General features: G+C 61.7%; 22 protein-coding genes and 1 tRNA gene. 6 read left to right on the top strand and 17 right to left on the bottom strand.

Translation table 11 applies throughout. From position 1 onward, the window contains the following. Window positions 1-31 precede the first annotated feature (31 nt). Window positions 32-481: an SRPBCC family protein gene (locus AC0J5Z_RS02375; RefSeq protein ID WP_475037221.1), complete on the bottom strand. Its 450-nt coding sequence runs from the start codon at window positions 479-481 to the stop codon at window positions 32-34. Window positions 482-560: 79 nt separating this feature from the next. Continuing rightward, complete coding sequence (locus AC0J5Z_RS02370; RefSeq protein ID WP_475037219.1) at window positions 561-854, bottom strand: DUF4287 domain-containing protein; 294 nt, start codon at window positions 852-854, stop codon at window positions 561-563. Window positions 855-1,500: 646 nt separating this feature from the next. Here AC0J5Z_RS02370 and AC0J5Z_RS02365 point away from each other — a divergent pair. Beyond that, entirely contained in the window at window positions 1,501-2,346 is an 846-nt protein-coding gene (locus AC0J5Z_RS02365; RefSeq protein ID WP_475037218.1) for a hypothetical protein, read from the top strand. Window positions 2,347-2,351: 5 nt separating this feature from the next. Here the strand turns inward: AC0J5Z_RS02365 and AC0J5Z_RS02360 are convergent, their stop codons facing one another. The 4 genes from AC0J5Z_RS02360 to AC0J5Z_RS02345 are packed head-to-tail and all read right to left on the bottom strand — an operon-like array spanning window position 2,352 to window position 5,215. After that, window positions 2,352-3,251, bottom strand: coding sequence for a diacylglycerol/lipid kinase family protein (locus AC0J5Z_RS02360; protein WP_475037216.1), 900 nt, complete (start codon window positions 3,249-3,251; stop codon window positions 2,352-2,354). Window positions 3,252-3,283: 32 nt separating this feature from the next. After that, complete coding sequence (locus AC0J5Z_RS02355; RefSeq protein ID WP_475037214.1) at window positions 3,284-4,039, bottom strand: class I SAM-dependent methyltransferase; 756 nt, start codon at window positions 4,037-4,039, stop codon at window positions 3,284-3,286. Then, entirely contained in the window at window positions 4,039-4,398 is a 360-nt protein-coding gene (locus tag AC0J5Z_RS02350; RefSeq protein ID WP_475037211.1) for an iron chaperone, read from the bottom strand. The genes AC0J5Z_RS02355 and AC0J5Z_RS02350 overlap by 1 nt, the downstream gene beginning before the upstream one ends. Window positions 4,399-4,423: 25 nt before the next feature. After that, window positions 4,424-5,215, bottom strand: coding sequence for an IclR family transcriptional regulator (locus AC0J5Z_RS02345; RefSeq protein WP_475037209.1), 792 nt, complete (start codon window positions 5,213-5,215; stop codon window positions 4,424-4,426). Between the two features lie 58 nt (window positions 5,216-5,273). Here AC0J5Z_RS02345 and AC0J5Z_RS02340 point away from each other — a divergent pair, with 58 nt between their 5' ends. Both AC0J5Z_RS02340 and AC0J5Z_RS02335 read left to right on the top strand, forming a co-directional pair. After that, window positions 5,274-5,951 carry an ABC transporter ATP-binding protein gene (locus tag AC0J5Z_RS02340; RefSeq protein WP_475037208.1) on the top strand — a complete coding sequence of 226 codons (678 nt, stop codon included), beginning with the start codon at window positions 5,274-5,276 and terminating at the stop codon, window positions 5,949-5,951. Window position 5,952: 1 nt separating this feature from the next. Beyond that, a complete protein-coding gene (locus AC0J5Z_RS02335; RefSeq protein WP_475037207.1) occupies window positions 5,953-7,485 on the top strand; it encodes a DUF6297 family protein in 1,533 nt (510 codons plus the stop codon). A gap of 57 nt (window positions 7,486-7,542) precedes the next feature. On the opposite strand, the gene AC0J5Z_RS02330 is transcribed toward AC0J5Z_RS02335, so the two are convergent. Then, on the bottom strand, window positions 7,543-8,394 hold the full coding sequence (locus AC0J5Z_RS02330; protein WP_475037206.1) for a PhzF family phenazine biosynthesis protein: 852 nt from the start codon (window positions 8,392-8,394) through the stop codon (window positions 7,543-7,545). Window positions 8,395-8,467: 73 nt separating this feature from the next. On the opposite strand from AC0J5Z_RS02330, the gene AC0J5Z_RS02325 reads away from it, so the two are divergent. After that, a complete protein-coding gene (locus AC0J5Z_RS02325; protein WP_475037204.1) occupies window positions 8,468-8,890 on the top strand; it encodes a DUF1801 domain-containing protein in 423 nt (140 codons plus the stop codon). A gap of 137 nt (window positions 8,891-9,027) precedes the next feature. On the opposite strand, the gene rplI is transcribed toward AC0J5Z_RS02325, so the two are convergent. From rplI to rpsF, 4 genes are all read right to left on the bottom strand, one after another. Further along, entirely contained in the window at window positions 9,028-9,480 is a 453-nt protein-coding gene (gene rplI / locus AC0J5Z_RS02320) for a 50S ribosomal protein L9 (protein ID WP_011776753.1), read from the bottom strand. An 18-nt stretch (window positions 9,481-9,498) separates the two neighbouring features. Continuing rightward, entirely contained in the window at window positions 9,499-9,738 is a 240-nt protein-coding gene (gene rpsR / locus AC0J5Z_RS02315) for a 30S ribosomal protein S18 (RefSeq protein WP_003800144.1), read from the bottom strand. Between the two features lie 128 nt (window positions 9,739-9,866). Beyond that, complete coding sequence (locus AC0J5Z_RS02310; protein WP_011776754.1) at window positions 9,867-10,448, bottom strand: single-stranded DNA-binding protein; 582 nt, start codon at window positions 10,446-10,448, stop codon at window positions 9,867-9,869. A gap of 50 nt (window positions 10,449-10,498) precedes the next feature. After that, on the bottom strand, window positions 10,499-10,804 hold the full coding sequence (gene rpsF / locus AC0J5Z_RS02305; RefSeq protein ID WP_011776755.1) for a 30S ribosomal protein S6: 306 nt from the start codon (window positions 10,802-10,804) through the stop codon (window positions 10,499-10,501). Between the two features lie 232 nt (window positions 10,805-11,036). Here rpsF and AC0J5Z_RS02300 point away from each other — a divergent pair, with 232 nt between their 5' ends. After that, window positions 11,037-11,375 carry a YnfA family protein gene (locus AC0J5Z_RS02300; protein WP_475037203.1) on the top strand — a complete coding sequence of 113 codons (339 nt, stop codon included), beginning with the start codon at window positions 11,037-11,039 and terminating at the stop codon, window positions 11,373-11,375. Between the two features lie 63 nt (window positions 11,376-11,438). Here AC0J5Z_RS02300 and AC0J5Z_RS02295 read toward each other — a convergent pair. Further along, window positions 11,439-11,521: transfer RNA gene (locus AC0J5Z_RS02295), tRNA-Leu, on the bottom strand. A gap of 119 nt (window positions 11,522-11,640) precedes the next feature. On the opposite strand from AC0J5Z_RS02295, the gene AC0J5Z_RS02290 reads away from it, so the two are divergent. Then, a complete protein-coding gene (locus AC0J5Z_RS02290; protein ID WP_475037202.1) occupies window positions 11,641-11,790 on the top strand; it encodes a hypothetical protein in 150 nt (49 codons plus the stop codon). A gap of 67 nt (window positions 11,791-11,857) precedes the next feature. Here AC0J5Z_RS02290 and AC0J5Z_RS02285 read toward each other — a convergent pair whose 3' ends face one another. The 5 genes from AC0J5Z_RS02285 to AC0J5Z_RS02265 all read right to left on the bottom strand — a co-directional run bounded on the left by AC0J5Z_RS02285 (window position 11,858) and on the right by AC0J5Z_RS02265 (window position 17,842). Next, complete coding sequence (locus tag AC0J5Z_RS02285; protein ID WP_475037201.1) at window positions 11,858-13,264, bottom strand: amino acid permease; 1,407 nt, start codon at window positions 13,262-13,264, stop codon at window positions 11,858-11,860. A 222-nt stretch (window positions 13,265-13,486) separates the two neighbouring features. Further along, window positions 13,487-14,794 (bottom strand): M18 family aminopeptidase, encoded by a 1,308-nt coding sequence (locus AC0J5Z_RS02280; protein WP_475037200.1) that lies wholly within the window; start codon window positions 14,792-14,794, stop codon window positions 13,487-13,489. Window positions 14,795-14,821: 27 nt separating this feature from the next. Then, window positions 14,822-15,754 carry an intradiol ring-cleavage dioxygenase gene (locus tag AC0J5Z_RS02275; RefSeq protein WP_475037199.1) on the bottom strand — a complete coding sequence of 311 codons (933 nt, stop codon included), beginning with the start codon at window positions 15,752-15,754 and terminating at the stop codon, window positions 14,822-14,824. A 109-nt stretch (window positions 15,755-15,863) separates the two neighbouring features. Further along, window positions 15,864-16,556: a response regulator gene (locus tag AC0J5Z_RS02270; protein WP_475037198.1), complete on the bottom strand. Its 693-nt coding sequence runs from the start codon at window positions 16,554-16,556 to the stop codon at window positions 15,864-15,866. Further along, the gene (locus AC0J5Z_RS02265) at window positions 16,553-17,842 is read right to left on the bottom strand and encodes a histidine kinase (RefSeq protein ID WP_475037196.1); all 1,290 of its coding nucleotides are present in this window, start codon (window positions 17,840-17,842) and stop codon (window positions 16,553-16,555) included. The genes AC0J5Z_RS02270 and AC0J5Z_RS02265 overlap by 4 nt, the downstream gene beginning before the upstream one ends. Window positions 17,843-17,859 lie beyond the last annotated feature (17 nt).

The following is a 17,859-nucleotide window of genomic DNA, read 5'->3' as shown; positions in this document are numbered from 1 at the left end:
TCCGGTGAGTGTCGACGTCGTCAGTTCCCTTTTAGTTCTTCCGGCCGGCCCCGCCCGCTGCCATGAGTTCCAGTCGCCTAAGGGTCTCGCGGTTTCGCACTGAAATCATGGGATCCCGCAAGGCCTTGGGCACCACTTTTCCTGGTCCACGCACGGCGTCCTCGGCAATGGAGACACGGCATTGGGTGCCCCCGAGGTCCTCCAGTGTGATCAGAATCTTGGCCTCACCCAAGGGCCATCCCCTCGCGAGGAGCTCCAACGCTCGGCCGGGTTCCATGCTGGTCACGCGGGTGCTGTCATCTATAAGGAAAGGCCAGGAGCCTACGGAATGGTGCAGCTTTGCTCCCACTTGCGGCCACTGCCCGTCCACGGCGCGGATTCTCGAGGCACCCACAACCCAGCCGGAATAGAGCCAGCCATCTTCGATGACCTTCCAGATGTCAGCGGCAGGGGACTTGAACAGCTGCGTCACGGTGGACATGGTGTTCCTCTCTGCGTGCGCATCCGGGAATGGCTTGCCATAAGCTAAGCATGCTTAGCTTATGCTCGCCACTATTGCATCAGAGAGCCGGCTTGCTGGCCTTGCCGTCAAGCCAGAGCGTGTCCGACTCGTCGCGGTGAGTTCCGTCCGATCCCACATGCTTGTTGTCGATCTTTGGCCCGTTTTTGATGACGTGCACCAGCGCCATTCCGTGGCCACGGCCTAGATCGTAATCGGCTTTGAGCCATTCAAGGATGGCTCCGGCCTTAACTGAAGGGTCCTTGAAACCCTTGGTCTCCGCGATCTCAACCAGTTGCCGCGGAGTGAGCCCGGTTTTGTCTTCTATTGCGTCGAGATAAGCCTGGAACGACATAAGTGTCACCTTTCGTCTTTGCTTTCATGGACGGAATTCTTAGTACGTGCGGACATCCTACCGGCCAAAACGCAGCAGCTCCCGACCACCATGTAGGCTGAGGTCTTCAATTTGGGGGGGAGTCTATGGCTGGACGGCGCAACGCTCAAACCCGTCCGCGTTCAGGATGCTTTTCCGTGCTTTTTGTCGGAGTTGTCTTTATCGCGTGGTTCGGCTCAATTGTCTGGACCGCCATAGATGAAGGAGCTGTTCCATCCGACTCAGCATTCCAGGCGATTCCACCGCCTAGCGCAGCAGGAGCGATCTCCACTGGGTGTGGATCAGGAGGCTGCTGGCGGGAAATGGTTGTAGAGATCAAACCACCGCAGACTGCAGAGTCGCTGGCGGCTGAGATGGGCCTGTCATCGGAAAGTTGCGAACCGTTGACCTTATGGACGCTGAGAAAGACCTGCACCGGGATCGCCAATGCCGGCGGTGACGGGCTCAGGATCTACATACGGTATTCCCTGGCAATTTCCTAGTACTAGAGGCGCTGCGGACGGCTGTTTGCTCACGCGGGAACTCACTGCCATTTCGTCAGTCCTCGGAAACGAGGACCTACACTGATCGCATGATGAGCCGGACGTGGCGTTCTTTTGCAGTGGGTATGACCGTCGCTTCAGCCCTGTCGCTTGTGGCCGCATGCGACTTGGGCAATTCCGGCTCCCAGCCCACCAGCGGAAATGCTGGACCCATCGTCGTGGAGGTCAACCAATCAAGGGACCAATACGGCAAGCAAGCCATCCAAATACAGCTCACCAACACCACGGATTCAACCCTGACCGTTACCGGTGCCCGGCTGCGCTCCACGCTGTTTGAAGATGACATTTCCTGGAAGCCATCGGGGGGCAGCCTTGAGTTGCCACCCCGCCAGCCTAAAACCCTTCCTGCTGCTTTGCCCGCGGTCTCCTGCGGAAGATCAGAGGGTGAGTCACTTGAAATCACGGGCACGGTTAGCTATTCAGCTCCAGGCAAGGACCCTGTGGACGAGAACATCAACGCCTCAGATCCCTTCGGCGTCCTGGCCAGGAACGCCGATGAGCTATGCATCGCAGCGGAAGCAGCCGCCGTCGCAACAATCGTCTTGGACCCTGGACTTGAGGTGGCTGCGGACGGCCGTACCGCCGTCGTACGCCTTGTCATCACGCCGGCCACGCCGGGAAGGACGGGGCAAAACCTGGTCATTGAGGCGATCGAGGAGACCACGTTACTTGCCCAATCCCCCGCTGCCCCCTGGCCGAGGAATGTCGCCTTGGGTGCGGCCAAGCAAGAGCTGGCACTGACCATCCGGCCCGCCCGTTGTGATCCGCATGCTGTTGCTGAGGACAAGGTGGGTACCCTCTTGCCGCTGAGGGCCGCCATTGGTGACAGGAAGGGCGTGCTGAAGATTGCAGCGCCGAATGACCTGCGCGGCCGGATCTACGACTTCGTCACCACGGCCTGCGCCAGTTAACGGGCCTAACCGAGAGTAGCCAAGGCGCGGGGAGCGCTCTCCACTGTGACCTTGACGTTGGCCTCCACGGATTTCACTTCGCCGTCCATTTGGTACGGCAGCGGTTTGAGCGTGGTGAATTCGTAGCTACTCACACTGGGCTGATCGCCCAAGCCTTGGGTGGTGGCTTTCAGTGCAGTCAGGAGAGTGCGCCATTTAGGCATGTGCGGGAAGACGATCACCTCGAATTTCCCATCCGAGGGGTGGTCCTCCGCTTCGCTCAACGTGGCGTACTTGGCCATTTCATTGATGTTGGCGAAGACAAGACTGTCGAACTTTCGGCGCTTCCCATCAGCCAAGCGGATACCAAAGGGCTCAAACTTTGAGAAGGTCTGAATCACGGTGACCATCTCCTTGAGAGCGCCCTTGCTGCCCTTTTCGAGTTCAGTGGCAACCACCGGGGTGAGGCCGAATCCGATGTAGGAATGCGCGTATTCCAGGGGCTCATTTTCCTTTTGGCCCGTGTGAATGCGAAGCAGGTCAATGTTGTGGACACGGCCCTCCGCAATAGCCTCTTCCAAAGGCTTGGTGCCAATAATCCGGCTATGGTCGTTGGCATTACCCGCCGCCAATACCGCAGAAACGGCCTTCGGATTTTCGGCCTGCATCACACCGTTGACCACCTCGTTGTAGCCGCCATCGCCGCTCACCGAGACCACCAGGACGTCCCCGCCCTTGGCGGCTGCTTCCCGCGCCAAGTCAACAGCGTGGCCAGCGTGCTCAGTGGGCTGGAGGGTGATCTCAGGGTGGTAGCTGAGAAGGTCCCTCAACTTGTCGTGCAGCTGTTGCGCCAACTCAGGTGCGTCCCCGGTGCTGTTGGGATTGAAAATGATGACAATTGACTCAAACGTCCGTGCAGAATCCATATGTGCTCCTCCTAGGTGCGCCCGCTTAACCTCTACCCAATTCGCTGGGCGTCAATCAGGTGCCGGGTGGAGTGAGCGATGAAGGGGCGGCCAGCTCTCATCTGCTCGTCCAACTCCTTGAGTCTGTCACGGTAGCCGTCCACGGAGAAGTCGGGCACCCACCACACACACTTGCGCAGGATCCACACCACCGCACCGACGTCGAAGAACTCCATTCGGCATCTGGCCGTGCGGAGGTCCGTGACGGTCAGGCCGGCAGCTTCCGCGGCCGCTGACTCGGCCTGCGGGTCGCGGCCCTTGCGCTGTCGCGGCAGCGGCCCGAGGAAGTGCTCAATGAGTTCAAACGCCGACGCCGGGCCCACATGTTGGGCGAAATAGTGGCCACCGGGAGCCAACACGCGGTGAATTTCGTTCCAGTCGGGTTGAACGGGGTGCCTGGCTGTGACCAATTCGAAGGACTGGTCAGGGAACGGCAGCGGTGCATCGGTGGTTGCTTCAACCACTTCCACCCCGCGGGGACCGAGTCTTTCAACAGCCCGCTGGGCGTTGGGCGGCCATCCCTCGGTGGCAACCATTCGTTCGGGAAATTTTCCGGCCTCTGAGAGAACCTCTCCCCCGCCGGTATCCAGATCGAGTGCGCTCCCGACGGTGGCAAGACGACCGGCCAGCAATTTCGCGAATCCCCAGGGCGGCCTTTCTTCCGTTGCCCTGCCGTCCAGCCAGTGGAAGCCCCACCCTGTTACGTCGGCTTCGGCAGCCTCGTTCACCAAGACTTCGAAGTCCCTCATCAGTGTCCCGTCCTTTTCTCTGCCGCGAGCTGGGCAGCAACTTTGGCTATCAAATCGAAAGGAATTTCCTTGGCCAGCGGAAATTTCAGGGTCCCCTTGCCTGACAGGTACGGGGCCAGCTCCGCGGCTAGGCCTTCATCACCCCGAGGGACCGGATAGACCGAGATGTGGTGTACCCATGCAGCGAAGTACACCACGTAGTGCCCACCGATGGTGATGGTGGGAATGCCATAGCTGATCATCTCCCCGGCATCCGGCACGGCGGCGTGGATGGTTCGGCGGATTTCCTGCAGGATCTGCTGGGTGGCCTCAGGCTGGGCTGAGATATACGCGTCCACGGTGGGGTGTTTCTCAGGCATGTCTTTCTCCGTAGGGTTTGAGGATTCAGCTCTCGCCGGGGAACCGGCCACCGATCAGCCTGGTCATGTGCTCAGCGGTAGCGAGAAGGGGTTCCACCCAGGCCTCGCACGTCACCAATGGCATCCGAAGTGTTGGTCCACTGATGGTTACGGCTCCCACCAAGCCGGCAGCCGAGTCGAAAACAGGGGCAGAAAGGCCTGACGCCCCGTCTTCCCGCTCGCCCACAGTGATCGCGAACCCGTCCGCGTGGGTCTTCCTTACGGCGGCCTCCAGTTCCTCGGAGCTGGTGATGGTGTAGTCCGTGATTGATTCCAGAGGATCTCGCAAAACAGCTTCCATCAGCTCAGGAGACCAAGCGAGCAGCACCCTGCCGGCTGAACCTGCATGGAGCGGGACGATCTTGCCCAAATGCATCTCGCGTCGGAGCGCGTGATGCGTGTCAGCCATGGCCACGCACACCCTGTAGTGCTGCTCGGCTTTGAAGAAGCACGCTGTCTCGCCGGTGGCGTCGCGCAGGGTCTTGAGCAGCGGACTCAGGATGTCCACAACCTCCATCCCCCGGGTTGCGGGCGCAGCCCAGTACGCCATCCGCATTCCGATGCGGTAGGCGTCGCCCTCGCGGTCAAGGAAGCCCTGGGAGGTCAGATTCGTGACCAGTCGCTGCACCGTGGACGTGGGCATGCCGGTGGACTCGCGGATATCAGCCAACTGAAGCACCGGCTTGGACAAGGAAAAGGCATCCAGGATGGACGTGATCTTGCCCAGGACGAGCAGAGGGTTGCCGTTGGCCTTCGCGGAAGCATCGGATGCTGACATATGCCTCACGCTAAACGGTGCAGCGGGGTCGCGCCAATCCCACGGGTAGGGTTGCACCATGGGGACAGTTTTGGAGGCCGAAGGCCTGTTGGTTGGCTATGCCGGGGCTCCGGTTTGCGGCGAAGTTTCCGCATCGGTGGACGCGGGCGAAGTCTTGGGAATCGTCGGCGTCAACGGCGCCGGAAAGTCCACGGTAGCCCGGACCATCGCGGGGCGGCAGGCCTCCCTGGCCGGCGACGTGAAGGTCCACGGCCTCCTCATCGATCCGGACGCTGTGCCGTTCCGACGGCAAGTCTCCGCCGTTTTCGACGACGATCTCTTCTTCCCGTCCCTTACCGTCCGCGAGCACCTGCTCCTCATCGCCCGCGGGCACTCCCTGGATAACCCCGAAGCGCGCGTTGAGGAAGAACTGGAATTCTTCGGTCTCCAGGGCAGGGCCCACGCCATCCCCGATGCCTTGTCTTCCGGCCAGCGTCGCAGGTTGCTGCTTGCCGCTGGGCTTATCCGCCCGTCATCGCTCCTGATCCTGGACGAGCCGGAACAGCGGCTGGATCCCCGGATGCGGATAGCCATTGGGGAGCGGATCGCAGACCACGCCAAGGATGGCGGCGCAGTGGTGCTGGTAACCCATGATCCCCAATTACTGCTCGCCACGGCCTCCACCTGTTTGGTCATTGACGAGGAAGTGCAAGAGTTCGATCCGGAGCAGGGGGCCTCGATCATTGCCGGGTCCTGACATGCTCACCCTTGAACGTTCGCCGCAGAACCGGGAGCTGGCCGCCGAGATTGTCCGGTTCACCCGCCGGTCTGCCAGACGCTACAAACGCAGCCGGACCTCGTGGGGAGACCGCTTCGTCGATGCCTACAGTTGGGGACTCGGCATCGGTGTCTCACTGACTATTGCGGCTTCGTTCGTCCTGGCGTTGCGCAATGAAATCGCAGACCGGGCATCAACGGCCAACAGCATCATCCGGGCACAAGGGCTGGTCCTGCCGGAATCCCTGCTGTGGACAGCCGTCACGTTCGCAGCCCTCCTCGTCATCAGCAACCTTGCACGGAAGCTGGGACCGCTCACTGTGAACGGAGCCGAGAGCGCTTGGTGGCTTACGCTTCCTATTGACCGCCGCCCCATGGTCCTGCCGCCCTTCGTTCGCAAAGTCGCGCTTACCGCAGCTGGCTCGGCTCTCATCTACCTGCCCTTCAGCATGGTGACCGCTGTTGACCGTACTCCCGCTGAACACGTCTTCGCCTCGCTCACCTTCGGCGGAGCTGGCGCTATCGCAGTTGTTCTGGCGGCCGTGCAACAGCTTGCTTTACTGGGTCCCCGGCTTGGCAAGGCGATTGCGGCCACTGTACTTCTTGCGTGCTCCGTCCTTCCAGCGTCGTCTTCCTCCCCGTGGCCAACAGCGCTGGTGGCAGTCGCCGCCGTCGGACTCTTTGCCTTTGTTGTGCCACGCGCCGGTCAGGTGCGGGGTGACGAGCTGGTTCGCGGCGGCGCCGTCGCCGGTCACGCGGGTGCGTCTTTGTTCATGATGGACGCCAACGAGGTGCTTCGAGCACTTGGTGGGACCCGTAAAAGGGTCGACGGCGGCAGGGCAGCCAGGTTCTACGCCCGGCCTTCGCGCGGCGCGCTTCGTGCGCTGATCCGCGCCGACGTTGTTGCGTTCCTCAGGCTCAATCCCCCACTGGTGCCGCCGATTCTGTGGCTCGCCGCCTGCATCGCCATACTGCTCGTGGAAGGCGGGCTGCCCGAGTTCGCACAGTTGGCGGTGATCGTGATCTCCGGATGCGCCACGGCTTCCGGTACGGGAAGTGTGGCCCGCAAGACGGCGCTGGTTCCTGAGCTCGACGCGCTGCTGCCGCTGCATCCGGCACTCGTAAGGACCAGCCGGGCGCTCATGCCGTGCCTGGCAATGGCTGTGTGGATGTCCGTGCTTAGTGGGCTTTTGGTTATCCTGGGCGCCGCGAATCCTTGGTTGATTGGAATTGGCGCCCTGGCCGGCGTCGGCATGGGTGCCGGGACTCTTCGCGCGGCCACCAGGACCCCTCCGGACTGGACCGCTCCTCCGGTTGAGACCCCGTTCGGCCCGGTTCCACGTGCTCAGCTGGGCTCACTGATGCGTGGGCTGGACGTGACCATCTTGGCCATGATTCCGCTGCTGGTGGCGTTGTACCTGGGTTACGTACCGTGGTCAGTGGTCGTTATCCAAGCGGTTTTCAGTGCAGGCATCTTCCTGGTGGTTGTGCTGACGCGTCCGAAACGCATCTGACTGGCAATAGAGGCTGCTCGGAGGCCTCGTTGCGACTTCTAATGCCAGCCAAGTGGGTTAGAGGAAAACCGTGCCTTCGATGCAGGTGGCAGACGCCCCACCAACCCAGATCTCACCGTCCTCAGCCTTCACGTGAATTCGGCCAGCCCTTCCCAGGACAGTACCTTGAGCGGCTACATACTCAGCCGGTGCCCGGCCGCTGCCGATCAGCCACTGAGCCGCACCGGCGTTGAAACTGCCCGTCACCGGGTCCTCCACCATGGCGTCGCCCGGAATGAAGGTGCGGACTTCAAAGTCGACGGCGGCACCCGGCTCGTGTGGGCCAATCACCCCGACCTTGAGGTCGCCCATGGCAACGAGATCGGGTTCAATGGCCAGGACTTGTTCCGCAGAACCAAGAAGCACGCCGATCCACGTGGGGCCGTTGACCAGCCACGACGCATCCAGCAAGACATCCTCGGGCAGACGCAGGCCCGCAGCGAGCCGCGCCCGGATATCGTCATCTACTGGACCGAAGCGGGTCAGGGGGGGTGCGGCGAAAGCCAGGCGTCCGGCGCCGTGCTTCACCTTAACCAAACCCGCACCGCATTCCTGCACCAGGACACCGTCCGTCTTGGGCACTCCCCCCGCCTGCAACCACGTGTGCGCTGAACCAAGCGTGGGGTGACCGGCGAAGGGGAACTCTTCGCTGCCCGTGAAGATCCGCACCTTGTAGTCCGCTTGGGGGTGCGTGGGAGGGAGTAGGAACGTGGTCTCGGAAAGGTTGGTCCAATTGGCGAAGTGCTGCATCGTCCCTGTGCTGAGGCCTTCAGCATCGACGACGACTGCCAGCGGGTTGCCGAGGTAAGGCACGTCTGAGAAGACGTCTACCTGGTGGAAGGGACGGATGCGCAGGGCTTCTGAAGTCACCGCTGAAGGCTATCATCGGGTGCTGGCCGATTTTTCTGATGACGCACCCGTCCGCGTCTGCGAAACTACCCCTATGGCAGAGAACAAGACCCAGCCCACGGACGTCTCCGTGGAAGAATTCCTGGCCGCCGTGGAGCACCCGAAGCGGCGCGAGGACGGCTTTGAATTGCTGGAGATGATGCGCGACATCACCGGCAAGGAAGCCGTTATGTGGGGGCCGTCGATCGTTGGCTTCGGCAGCTATCACTACAAGTACGACAGCGGCCGCGAAGGCGACGCCGCCGCCGTCGGATTTTCACCGCGCAAGGCCAGCCTGGTGCTCTACGGCCTCACCGAAGGTCCCGACGCAGACCGTCTGCTCCCGGAACTCGGGAAGCACAAGACCAGTGCCGCGTGCCTTTATGTGAACAAGCTGGACGACGTGGACCGGGACACCCTCGCAGAGATGATCCGCACCGGGTACAAGCACGTGATGGAGGAGTTCCACACGCCATAGCTCTCCCGCCGAGATGGCATTTGATGACAATCCGGAGCGTCGGCATTGTCATTAAATGCCACCTCGGCGCACAGAAACGCAAAAAAGACCCCCGCCACCGGGATCCGGTAGCGGGGGCCTTCAGGTGCAGGCAGAGACTACTTTGCTGCAACGACCTCGAGGTCGATGACAGCAGAAACATCCTCGTGCAGGCGAACGTTAGCCGTGTACGAACCAACAGACTTGATGTGGTTCGGCAGTTCAACGTTGCGCTTGTCGATGGCGCCGAGGCCAGCGGCCTCAACAGCAGCAGCGACATCAGCAGGCTTGACGGTGCCGAAGAGACGACCGGACTCGCCGGCCTTCACCTCGAGCTTGACCTTCTTGGAGGACAGAGCCTGGGCCTGTGCCTGTGCAGCTTCAACAGAAGCGTGCGCACGAGCGGCGCGGGCAGCCTTGATGGACTCAACCTGCTTCTCGCCACCCTTGGTCCAGGTCAGAGCGAAGCCGCGGGGCAGCAGGAAGTTACGTGCGTAACCGTCCTTGACCTCCACAACGTCGCCAGCAGCACCGAGACCGGTTACTTCGTGGGTCAGAATGAGCTTTGCCATGTTAGTTAATCCCTTCCCTTAGCCGCGGCCAGCGCCGGAGTAGGGCAGCAGAGCAACTTCGCGGGCGTTCTTGATTGCCTGGGCGATCTTGCGCTGTTCCTGAACGGTAACGCCAGTGACGCGACGAGCGCGGATCTTTCCGCGGTCGGAGATGAACTTGCGCAGCAATGCTACGTCCTTGTAGTCGATGACAGTGATGTCAGCGGCCTTCAAGGGGTTGGACTTTGGTTTGGGCTTACGGAGTTCAGCCTTAGCCATCGTGGAGCTCCTTTTCTATGGAGCCCGTGGATATTGATCCACGGGATGGTGGTGTTCGACGGCGGTTGTCACCATGGTGCCTTGCGGCAGTTCCGGCGAGCGTCCGGCGTCGGACGTTTATTTGGTGTTTAGAAGGGAGGTTCGGAATCCGGGCCGTTGCCCCAGCCGCCAGCGTTGCTGACACCGGGCGTAGCCCAAGGGTCATCCTGCTGTTGTGCGGGCTGGTTGCCGCCCCAGGTTCCACCGGAGTTGCCGCCGCCCTGGTTTCCACCAGGAGCGCCACCTCCGAAGCCACCGGAATTACCGGCGTTACCGCCACCGAAGCCACCCTGGCCACCGCCGGAGCGCTGGGTACGGTTGACCTTGGCGTTTGCGTAACGCAGGCTCGGGCCGATTTCGTCGACCTCAAGCTCGATAACGGTGCGCTTCTCGCCTTCTTTTGTTTCGTAGGAACGGCTCTTCAAACGGCCTGAAACGATGACGCGCATGCCCTTGGTGAGGGACTCGGCCACGTTCTCGGCTGCTTCGCGCCAAACCGATGCGCGGAGGAACAGGGTTTCCCCGTCCTTCCACTCATTGGACTGGCGGTCAAAGGTCCGGGGAGTAGAAGCGATGGTGAAGTTCGCTACTGCTGAGCCAGACGGGGTGAACCGCAGCTCGGGGTCATTGGTGAGATTACCGATGACCGTAATAGTGGTTTCGCCTGCCATCTACTGCCTCCTTGTTCGTTCCTGCGGGGTAAAGATCTGGAAGGGGCTGATTACTCAGCAACAACCTTCTGGTCTTCAGGGCGGATGATCTTGGTGCGCATGATCGTCTCGTTGAGAGACAGCTGGCGATCAAGTTCCTTGGCGGTAGCCGGCGCAGCGGTGAAGTTCACCACGGCGTAGATACCTTCGGACTTCTTCTTGATGTCGTACGCCAGACGGCGACGGCCCCAGATATCAACCTTTTCGATGGTTCCACCATCGGTGGTGATGACATTGAGGAACTTCTGAAGCGACGACTCTACGGTACGCTCTTCGACCTCGGGGTCGATGATTACCATCAATTCGTAAGGACGCATATGTGAACCCACCTCCTTTGGGCTAAGCGGTTACGGTATTTCCGTAACAGGAGGTTCATTTGCGATGCTGCGTTGGCGCTCCCCGGCCGAAAGCACGGCAAGAGGGCGTAACACAGACTTCAATATCTTAGTGCATCTCCTGCACTCAAAGCTATTCGGCGGGATAGTCGGGCGGAACCGGTCAGGTTACGTATGTGGATAACCCGGCGCCGCAGCACGGAATACTGGGGTTATGACCGTCCTGAAATCCATCATTCTCTTCGTTTTGGCCGCCATTGCAGAGATCGGCGGGGCTTGGCTGATCTGGCAATCCGTGCGCGAAGGCAAAGCTTGGTGGTGGGCAGGACTAGGCGTCGTAGCGCTGGGAATCTACGGCTTCTTCGCAGCCTTCCAACCCGACGCCCACTTTGGCCGGGTACTCGCAGCATACGGGGGCGTGTTCATCGCCGGTTCGCTCGCGTGGGGGATGCTCATGGACGGCTTCCGGCCTGACCGCTGGGACGTGATCGGCGCTGCCATCTGCATAGTTGGGGTGGGCGTCATCATGTTCACGCCCCGGCCGGGCGCCTAGCACCGGGAACCGGTCTCAGGAACTACGAAACCCCCGGAAGTTTACCTTCCGGGGGTTTCTTTGTGCGCGGAGGGGGACTTGAACCCCCACCCCCTTTCGAGGACTAGCACCTCAAGCTAGCGCGTCTGCCATTCCGCCACCCGCGCAAGGTGATCAGGAGAAACAGTGTTTCGTTTTTCTCCTCGACAGCGACAAAGACACTAACACGAGGAACGGCAATCCGTGGATTCCTGTTGCCCTGAAAGCCTCGCGCTAGGGTGGGGCCATGGATGCCACACCCCTGAACGCCTTGGTCCTGACCGTTGTCTTTGCGGCGATCGCCCTCTATTTCTTGTACTTCGTCATCCGCGCAGGTGTACGTGACGGCATCCTGCAGGCCGACAAGAAGCGCGCTGAGAAGACACCGTCACTCTAAACCGTAACGGGACAGCCGCCGTCGAGTACTGACGGCGGCTGCCCCGCAACGTAAAAGACGACGCCGGTCAGGAACCAATCTTGGCGCGTTCGGCTTCCCCACCAGGCACCGGAGCGGAAGGCGTGTTGCCTTCACTGCGGTAGCGAAGCACGCCGACGCCAACCACAATCGCGGCCAAGGCCAGCGACAAGAACAGCGATTCGCGAGTGGATTCGATGATGACCATGCCGATAATGAGCGCAACGATCGCGCCGATGGAAATCCACGTCAGGTAAGGGAATAACCACATTCTGAGGTCAAGCTCCTTGGCAGCTGCGCCCATGCGTTTGCGCAGGATGAGTTGCGAGGTCGCGATGACGAGCCACACGAACAGCGCAATGGCACCCGAGGTGTTCACCAGGAACAAGAACACCGTGTCCGGCGCGATGTAGTTGAGGCCGACGGTGATGAATCCAACCACGGTGGAGGCGAGGACTGCAGCAGCCGGAACGCCGCGCTTGGAAATCTTCATCCAGGACTTGGGCGCGTCGCCGCGCTGCGAGAGCGAGAACAGCATGCGGCTTGCGGTGTAGAGGCCGGAGTTCAGGCACGAGAGCACCGAGGTGAGGACGACAATGTCCATGATGGTGCCCGCGCCCGGGATTCCATAGAGCTCGATGACGGCCACGTACGGGCTCTTGGCCACAGAGGCATCGTTCCACGGCAGGAGCGTGACAACGATTGCGATGGAGCCGATGTAGAAGATCAGGATGCGCCACACGGTGGACTTCACTGCCTTCTTGACGGCGTCCACGGGGTTCTCGGATTCGCCGGCTGCGATGGTGGCGATTTCAGCACCGAAGAAGGAGAAGACCACTACGAGGATGCCCGCCAGCACCGCACCCGGACCGCTGGGCATGAAGCCGCCTTGGTCCAGCAGGTTGGTGACGCCAGGCGCGGAAACTCCGGGCATGAAACCCAGGATGGCGACGATGCCGGCAAGCAGGAAGATGACGATTGCGGCGACCTTGATGGACGCGAACCAGAATTCGAACTCGCCGTAGGACTTCACGGAGCCAAGGTTGGTGAGCGTCAGGAGGACCATGAGAATGAGCGCCCAGACCCACTGATCGACGCCGGGAACCCAGCGGTGCATGATGGCTGCACCGGCCGTAGCTTCGATGCCAAGGACGATGATCCAGAACCAGGCGTAGAGCCAGCCGATGCTGAATCCCGCCCAGCGGCCGAGGGCCTTGTCGGCGTAAGTAGAGAACGAGCCCGTCTCAGGGTTGGCTGCAGCCATCTCACCAAGCATGCGCATGACGAGGATGACCACGAGGCCTGCGGCGAGGTAAGCCACGAGGATGCCCGGGCCGGCCTGCTGGATGGCAGCGCCGGAACCCACAAACAGGCCAGCTCCGATGACGCCGGCAATGGCGATCATGGAGAGGTGTCGGGGCTTCAGGGACTTTGAAAGCTGTTGGTCAGCGTGCATGGATCGGCGCCGTCCTTTAGGTTTGAGGTTGGCCGCTGTGGTGTGCCACGGGCCACATGACTAAATCACGCTAGCCTGCGTCGCCGCCCTCAATCCTGTGCAACCGAACATTTTGCCTTCTCCCAAACAGGGAACATGCACAAAATGTACACCTCAAGGCATCCAAGGTTTCCTATAGGGAACTTTTGTAATACCCCTGAAATGAGTGCTTTACGCTGCCGACTAGACGGCAGTACGGAAGAAGAGCTCCACAACCGTGGCCAGGCTCTCGGGATCCTCCACCCCGCAGAGCTCCCGGGCCGAGTGCATGGACAACAACGGAATGCCCACATCCACCGTCCGGATTCCGAGCCTCGTGGCGGTCAGCGGGCCGATGGTGGAGCCACACGGAAGATCGTTGTTTGAAACGTATTCCTGATACGGAACGTCGGATTCATCGCACAACCGAGCCCAGAGGGCGGCACCCATCGCGTCTGTGGCGTAGCGCTGGTTGGCGTTGATCTTTAGCAGCGGACCGCCGTTCAGCACAGGCCTGTTCGCGGGATCATGCTTCTCCCCGTAGTTCGGGTGGACAGCGTGGCCAGCGTCCGCAGAGACACAGAACGACGCCGCCAGGGCCTGCCGCCGCTGGCTCACCGAGGCGCCAAGGCCGTCGGAGATGCGCACCAGGATGTCCTCGAGGATGGGTCCGCAGGCGCCGGAGCGCGAGTTGGAGCCGATCTCCTCATGGTCGAAGGCAGCCAGGACGGCGATCGGGCCAGTTTCCGGCGCCGCTGACGCGTGCGCTATCAACGCCACGAGCCCTGCGTGTGTGGAGGAAAGGTTGTCCAGACGGCCGGAGGCAAAGAACTCACCCTTGGCCCCGAAAACCGCGGGTGCCTGCGTGTCTGCCACCACGACGTCGTACCCGCCTATTTCGGCAGCGTCCACAGAGGTGCCTTCAACGCGGTCGGCGAGCAGCCCCAGGAGGTCTTCACCTGCCGGGTCACCCTGGCCGAAAATGGGGTTCATGTGCTGCTGCTTGGACAGGTGAAGTCCGTTGTCATTGACGCCGCGGTCCAAGTGGATGGCCAACTGCGGGAAACGCAGGAGGGGTCCAGTGGCCGTGAGGTGCTGGGTGCCGTCACGCATGACCAAGCGGCCCGCCAATTGCAGTTCACGGTCCAGCCAGGAGTTGAGGAGCGGTCCGCCGTAAACCTCAACGCCAGCCTGCAACCAACCGAACTTGCCCGTGGTGGGCTTGGGTTTGAGTTTGAACGACGGAGAGTCGGTGTGCGCGCCGAGGATGTTGAAACCGGTGGTCGGGCCGGCATTTTTCGGAGTCACCCATGCGATGAGTGCGCCATCGCGGATCACGTAGAACTTGCCCGCTCCTCCGTCCCACGGCTGCAGTTCATCGAGGCCCGTGAAGCCTGCGGCGTCCAGTCGTCGCGCGGCTTCGTGCACCGCGTGGAAGCTCGATGGAGACGCCGATACATACGCGCCGAGGTCCGTGATGTAGTCAACTGCTGCGGAGGCATTCGAAGGCATGCCCCCGAGTCTAGCCCTCCTGACCGTTCATACGGTCACGTTCAAAGCCGCGGTGTAGCCACCGGCAACGGAACCGGACATAGTCGCCAACTGGTATATGCCTCCATCATCACCAAAGACGTTATCCGAGGTCAAAGTGGTGTTTGGGAAGTTTCGGGCGCTCGATTCATACCCGGCCGTCGCGTAAACCTCCTTGCACGCAGCCTCAGTGAGGGCAATCTGCGAGACGGCCAGCACCTGTCCCGCAGCTGTCGTGTTGCTCATGGATTCGAATACCTCAAAGTGAATATGAGGCCAGCGGCCGTTGTACGCACCCGGGTAGATGGTGCTGAAGGTGAGCTGCCCGTTCGCGTCCGCCTCCTGCACGCCGCGAAGGTAGTTCTCGTTCTCGATCCCCGAATCGTACAGCGAGTACTTGCCGTTCTGATCGCAGTGCCAGGCGTACACGGCTGCCCCGGCTAGAGGCGCGCAGCCGTTCGCGTTGTCCAGAAGTGTCAGGGTAACGGTCAGCGGCACGCCCTCGGCCTTGGTGGTGGAGGTGCCAAAGCTGGACCTGATGTCGCGGCGGACCACCCCTGACGCTTCGAGCACGTTCGGGCCGTTGGAACCGTCACCCGGGTAGGGCCCGAGCGTCTCCTCCGGGATCTCCACTCCGCATTCCGCGAAAGCTCGGGTCACCGTGCTGGTGGCCGACGCGGAAGGCGCCGCGGCCGCCGTCGTGCTTTCCGTAGCGGTGGCGGTAGCGCTGGCAGTGGCAGTGCTCGACGGCGATGCGCTGCCGCCTCCCGTACCTGGCGTGCAGGCCGCGAGGGCTGCGGCGGTACCGGCGCCCAAGAGGACTCCCAAGGTGCGACGCCGGCTCAGGAGCGTGGAGAGATCGAACTCGAGGCCGCGGTCATGGTTGGGGTGCGGCCGGCCGGTGTCCGTTGGTTCCTGGGCGGGCTGTTGAGGAGAAGTCATGCATCCATGAAACGCGCGCAGGCTATGTCCTGTACATGGGAACACTGTGGTTGGACTGTGAATCCCTCCCTTCTTCTCATCAAAGAGGGTCAGGACGCCGCAGGCAGGCTCAGTAATCCGGGTTGCTCGGCACCACGAGCCCGGTTTCGTAGGCGTAGACCACAACCTGCACCCGGTCCCGCAGCTGCAGCTTGCTCAGGATTCGGCGGACGTGGGTCTTCACCGTGGCCTCGGAGAGGAAGAACTTGTGGGCGATCTCAGCGTTGGACAGGCCCTCTGCGATGGTGGTGAGGATCTCAGTTTCCCGCGGTGTGAGTTCGTCCAAGAGCGGATCTCGGTGCGGGCTAGGCGAGTGGCCGGGCACGACGCCGCCACGAACGTACGTTTCCAGCAGGCGCTGCGTGACACGCGGAGCCACCACGGCATCGCCACTGGCCACGACGCGTACCGCGTGGACCAGCTCAGAGGGGGCAACGTCCTTGAGCAGGAATGCAGAGGCCCCGGCCTGCAGCCCGGTGAAGGCGTACTCATCGAGGTCGAACGTGGTCAGGATGATAACCCGCGCATCGGAGTCTGCATCCGAAATTCGTCTCGTCGCCTCGATGCCGTCCATACCGGGCATCCGTACGTCCATCAGTACGACATCCGGCTGCAGGGCATCCACCTGGCGCACGGCCTCGATGCCATCCGAAGCCTCGCCCACAACGTGGAAGTCCTCTTCGCCTTCAAGAATGAGCCGGAAGCCCATCCGAAGCAGTGGCTGATCGTCCACGAGCAGTACTTTGATGTTGTCTTCGGTCATGATTCCCCCTTTTCGCCGTTCCAGCGGAGCTCGGCATGGACTGCCCAGCCTCCCCTTTTTCCTGGACCGGCAGTAACGATTCCAGCATAGATTCCGGCACGTTCATTCATTCCCGCAATGCCTTGTCCGGTCCCCAGGCTGCCCACGGATTCGCTGCTGCCTTCGCGGGTTCCGCGGCCGTCGTCGAGCACGTCAATGGTGACCAAATCGCCGTCGCGGGCCACATGAACGTCAACACGGCTCAGCGACCGCCCGTAGCGCAGGACGTTGGTTAGCGACTCCTGAACAATCCGGTAGACGGTGAGTTCAAAGGCCGGATCAGCCGGGAGTCCTGGACCCGTGTGAGCGTAGTGCAGCGGCAGTCCGGCGGTTCGGAAACCGTCCAGGAGTTTCGCCAGGTTTTGCCCCGATTCAAGGGGCGTGAGCGGTGCCGGCCGGCCGGAGTCGTCCCGCAGGACGCCAAGTACCCGGCGCATATCGGCCAGCGCGGCCCTGCCTGTGCGGGACAGTTCGCCGAGGACGTCGCCTGCTCGGTCCGGATCCTTCTTGACCACCACGGCGGCACCGTCCGAGAGGCTGATCATCACTGTCAGCGAGTGCGCCACGACGTCGTGCATTTCGCGGGCGATCCTGTTTCGCTCTGTGACCTTGCCGAGCTGCGTTGTCCGCGCGGCCCACGCCGCGATTTCTGCTTCATGCTCCCTGCGCTGCCGGACCGAGATGCCGATGCCCGTAGCCAGGAGGTTGGACAGCATGATGGTCACGGCAGTGGCGATGTTGTTGATGAGGTGGAAGTTCTCCGGGACGTCCTGCAAGTTGTCCATCTCGCTGGGACTTGTCCACATAAACAAGTAGAGAAGGCTCAGCGGCAGGCTGGCTGCGGCGAAAACCACCAGCGTCAGCGCACGTTTCCGGAGAGACGCCAAGGCGTACAGCGCAAACCAGAGTCCCGCGGAAACGTTGGAACCCCAGGGATTCAGGATGGTGGCCGCGATTTCCAGAAGGGCGACGGCGAGAACCACGTGAAGCGGGAACTGTCGCCTGAAGATCAGCGCCGTTGCGATCAAGAGCAGTATCGCCACCACGAGCCACTTGCCGTCGATGATCGACGAGATGATGGTAGGCAACGCCAGCAGGACATAGCAAAGGATCACCACCGCATCCATGGCACGGGGACGATTGAAGAAGTATCGCCGGATCCGGCCCCTGCGGCGCTGGGCGATTTCAGCGAAGGACGCGTCGGCCGTGGTGGCCGACGCGTCCTTCATCTGTGGAGCTTCAGTCATGAATTGAGCCTAGACGG

The organism is Paenarthrobacter sp. TRD_SC_7, assembly GCF_056156245.1.
The sequence above is the reverse complement of the archived record's forward strand: the minus strand, read 5'-3'. Positions and strand labels throughout refer to the sequence as shown.

Bases quoted from the DNA above. Each gene is read 5' to 3' on its own strand.
- AC0J5Z_RS02280 (WP_475037200.1), bottom strand. From the start codon at position 14,794: ATGCCTTCGAATGCCTCCGCAGCAGTTGACTACATCACGGACCTCGGC.
- AC0J5Z_RS02335 (WP_475037207.1), top strand. From the start codon at position 5,953: ATGCTCACCCTTGAACGTTCGCCGCAGAACCGGGAGCTGGCCGCCGAG.
- AC0J5Z_RS02290 (WP_475037202.1), top strand. From the start codon at position 11,641: ATGGATGCCACACCCCTGAACGCCTTGGTCCTGACCGTTGTCTTTGCG.
- AC0J5Z_RS02300 (WP_475037203.1), top strand. From the start codon at position 11,037: ATGACCGTCCTGAAATCCATCATTCTCTTCGTTTTGGCCGCCATTGCA.
- rplI (WP_011776753.1), bottom strand. From the start codon at position 9,480: ATGGCAAAGCTCATTCTGACCCACGAAGTAACCGGTCTCGGTGCTGCT.
- AC0J5Z_RS02360 (WP_475037216.1), bottom strand. From the start codon at position 3,251: ATGGATTCTGCACGGACGTTTGAGTCAATTGTCATCATTTTCAATCCC.
- AC0J5Z_RS02270 (WP_475037198.1), bottom strand. From the start codon at position 16,556: ATGACCGAAGACAACATCAAAGTACTGCTCGTGGACGATCAGCCACTG.
- AC0J5Z_RS02345 (WP_475037209.1), bottom strand. From the start codon at position 5,215: ATGTCAGCATCCGATGCTTCCGCGAAGGCCAACGGCAACCCTCTGCTC.
- AC0J5Z_RS02355 (WP_475037214.1), bottom strand. From the start codon at position 4,039: ATGAGGGACTTCGAAGTCTTGGTGAACGAGGCTGCCGAAGCCGACGTA.
- AC0J5Z_RS02275 (WP_475037199.1), bottom strand. From the start codon at position 15,754: ATGACTTCTCCTCAACAGCCCGCCCAGGAACCAACGGACACCGGCCGG.
- AC0J5Z_RS02340 (WP_475037208.1), top strand. From the start codon at position 5,274: ATGGGGACAGTTTTGGAGGCCGAAGGCCTGTTGGTTGGCTATGCCGGG.
- AC0J5Z_RS02310 (WP_011776754.1), bottom strand. From the start codon at position 10,448: ATGGCAGGCGAAACCACTATTACGGTCATCGGTAATCTCACCAATGAC.
- AC0J5Z_RS02370 (WP_475037219.1), bottom strand. From the start codon at position 854: ATGTCGTTCCAGGCTTATCTCGACGCAATAGAAGACAAAACCGGGCTC.
- AC0J5Z_RS02285 (WP_475037201.1), bottom strand. From the start codon at position 13,264: ATGCACGCTGACCAACAGCTTTCAAAGTCCCTGAAGCCCCGACACCTC.
- rpsF (WP_011776755.1), bottom strand. From the start codon at position 10,804: ATGCGTCCTTACGAATTGATGGTAATCATCGACCCCGAGGTCGAAGAG.
- AC0J5Z_RS02365 (WP_475037218.1), top strand. From the start codon at position 1,501: ATGACCGTCGCTTCAGCCCTGTCGCTTGTGGCCGCATGCGACTTGGGC.
- AC0J5Z_RS02265 (WP_475037196.1), bottom strand. From the start codon at position 17,842: ATGACTGAAGCTCCACAGATGAAGGACGCGTCGGCCACCACGGCCGAC.
- AC0J5Z_RS02375 (WP_475037221.1), bottom strand. From the start codon at position 481: ATGTCCACCGTGACGCAGCTGTTCAAGTCCCCTGCCGCTGACATCTGG.
- AC0J5Z_RS02350 (WP_475037211.1), bottom strand. From the start codon at position 4,398: ATGCCTGAGAAACACCCCACCGTGGACGCGTATATCTCAGCCCAGCCT.
- rpsR (WP_003800144.1), bottom strand. From the start codon at position 9,738: ATGGCTAAGGCTGAACTCCGTAAGCCCAAACCAAAGTCCAACCCCTTG.
- AC0J5Z_RS02325 (WP_475037204.1), top strand. From the start codon at position 8,468: ATGGCAGAGAACAAGACCCAGCCCACGGACGTCTCCGTGGAAGAATTC.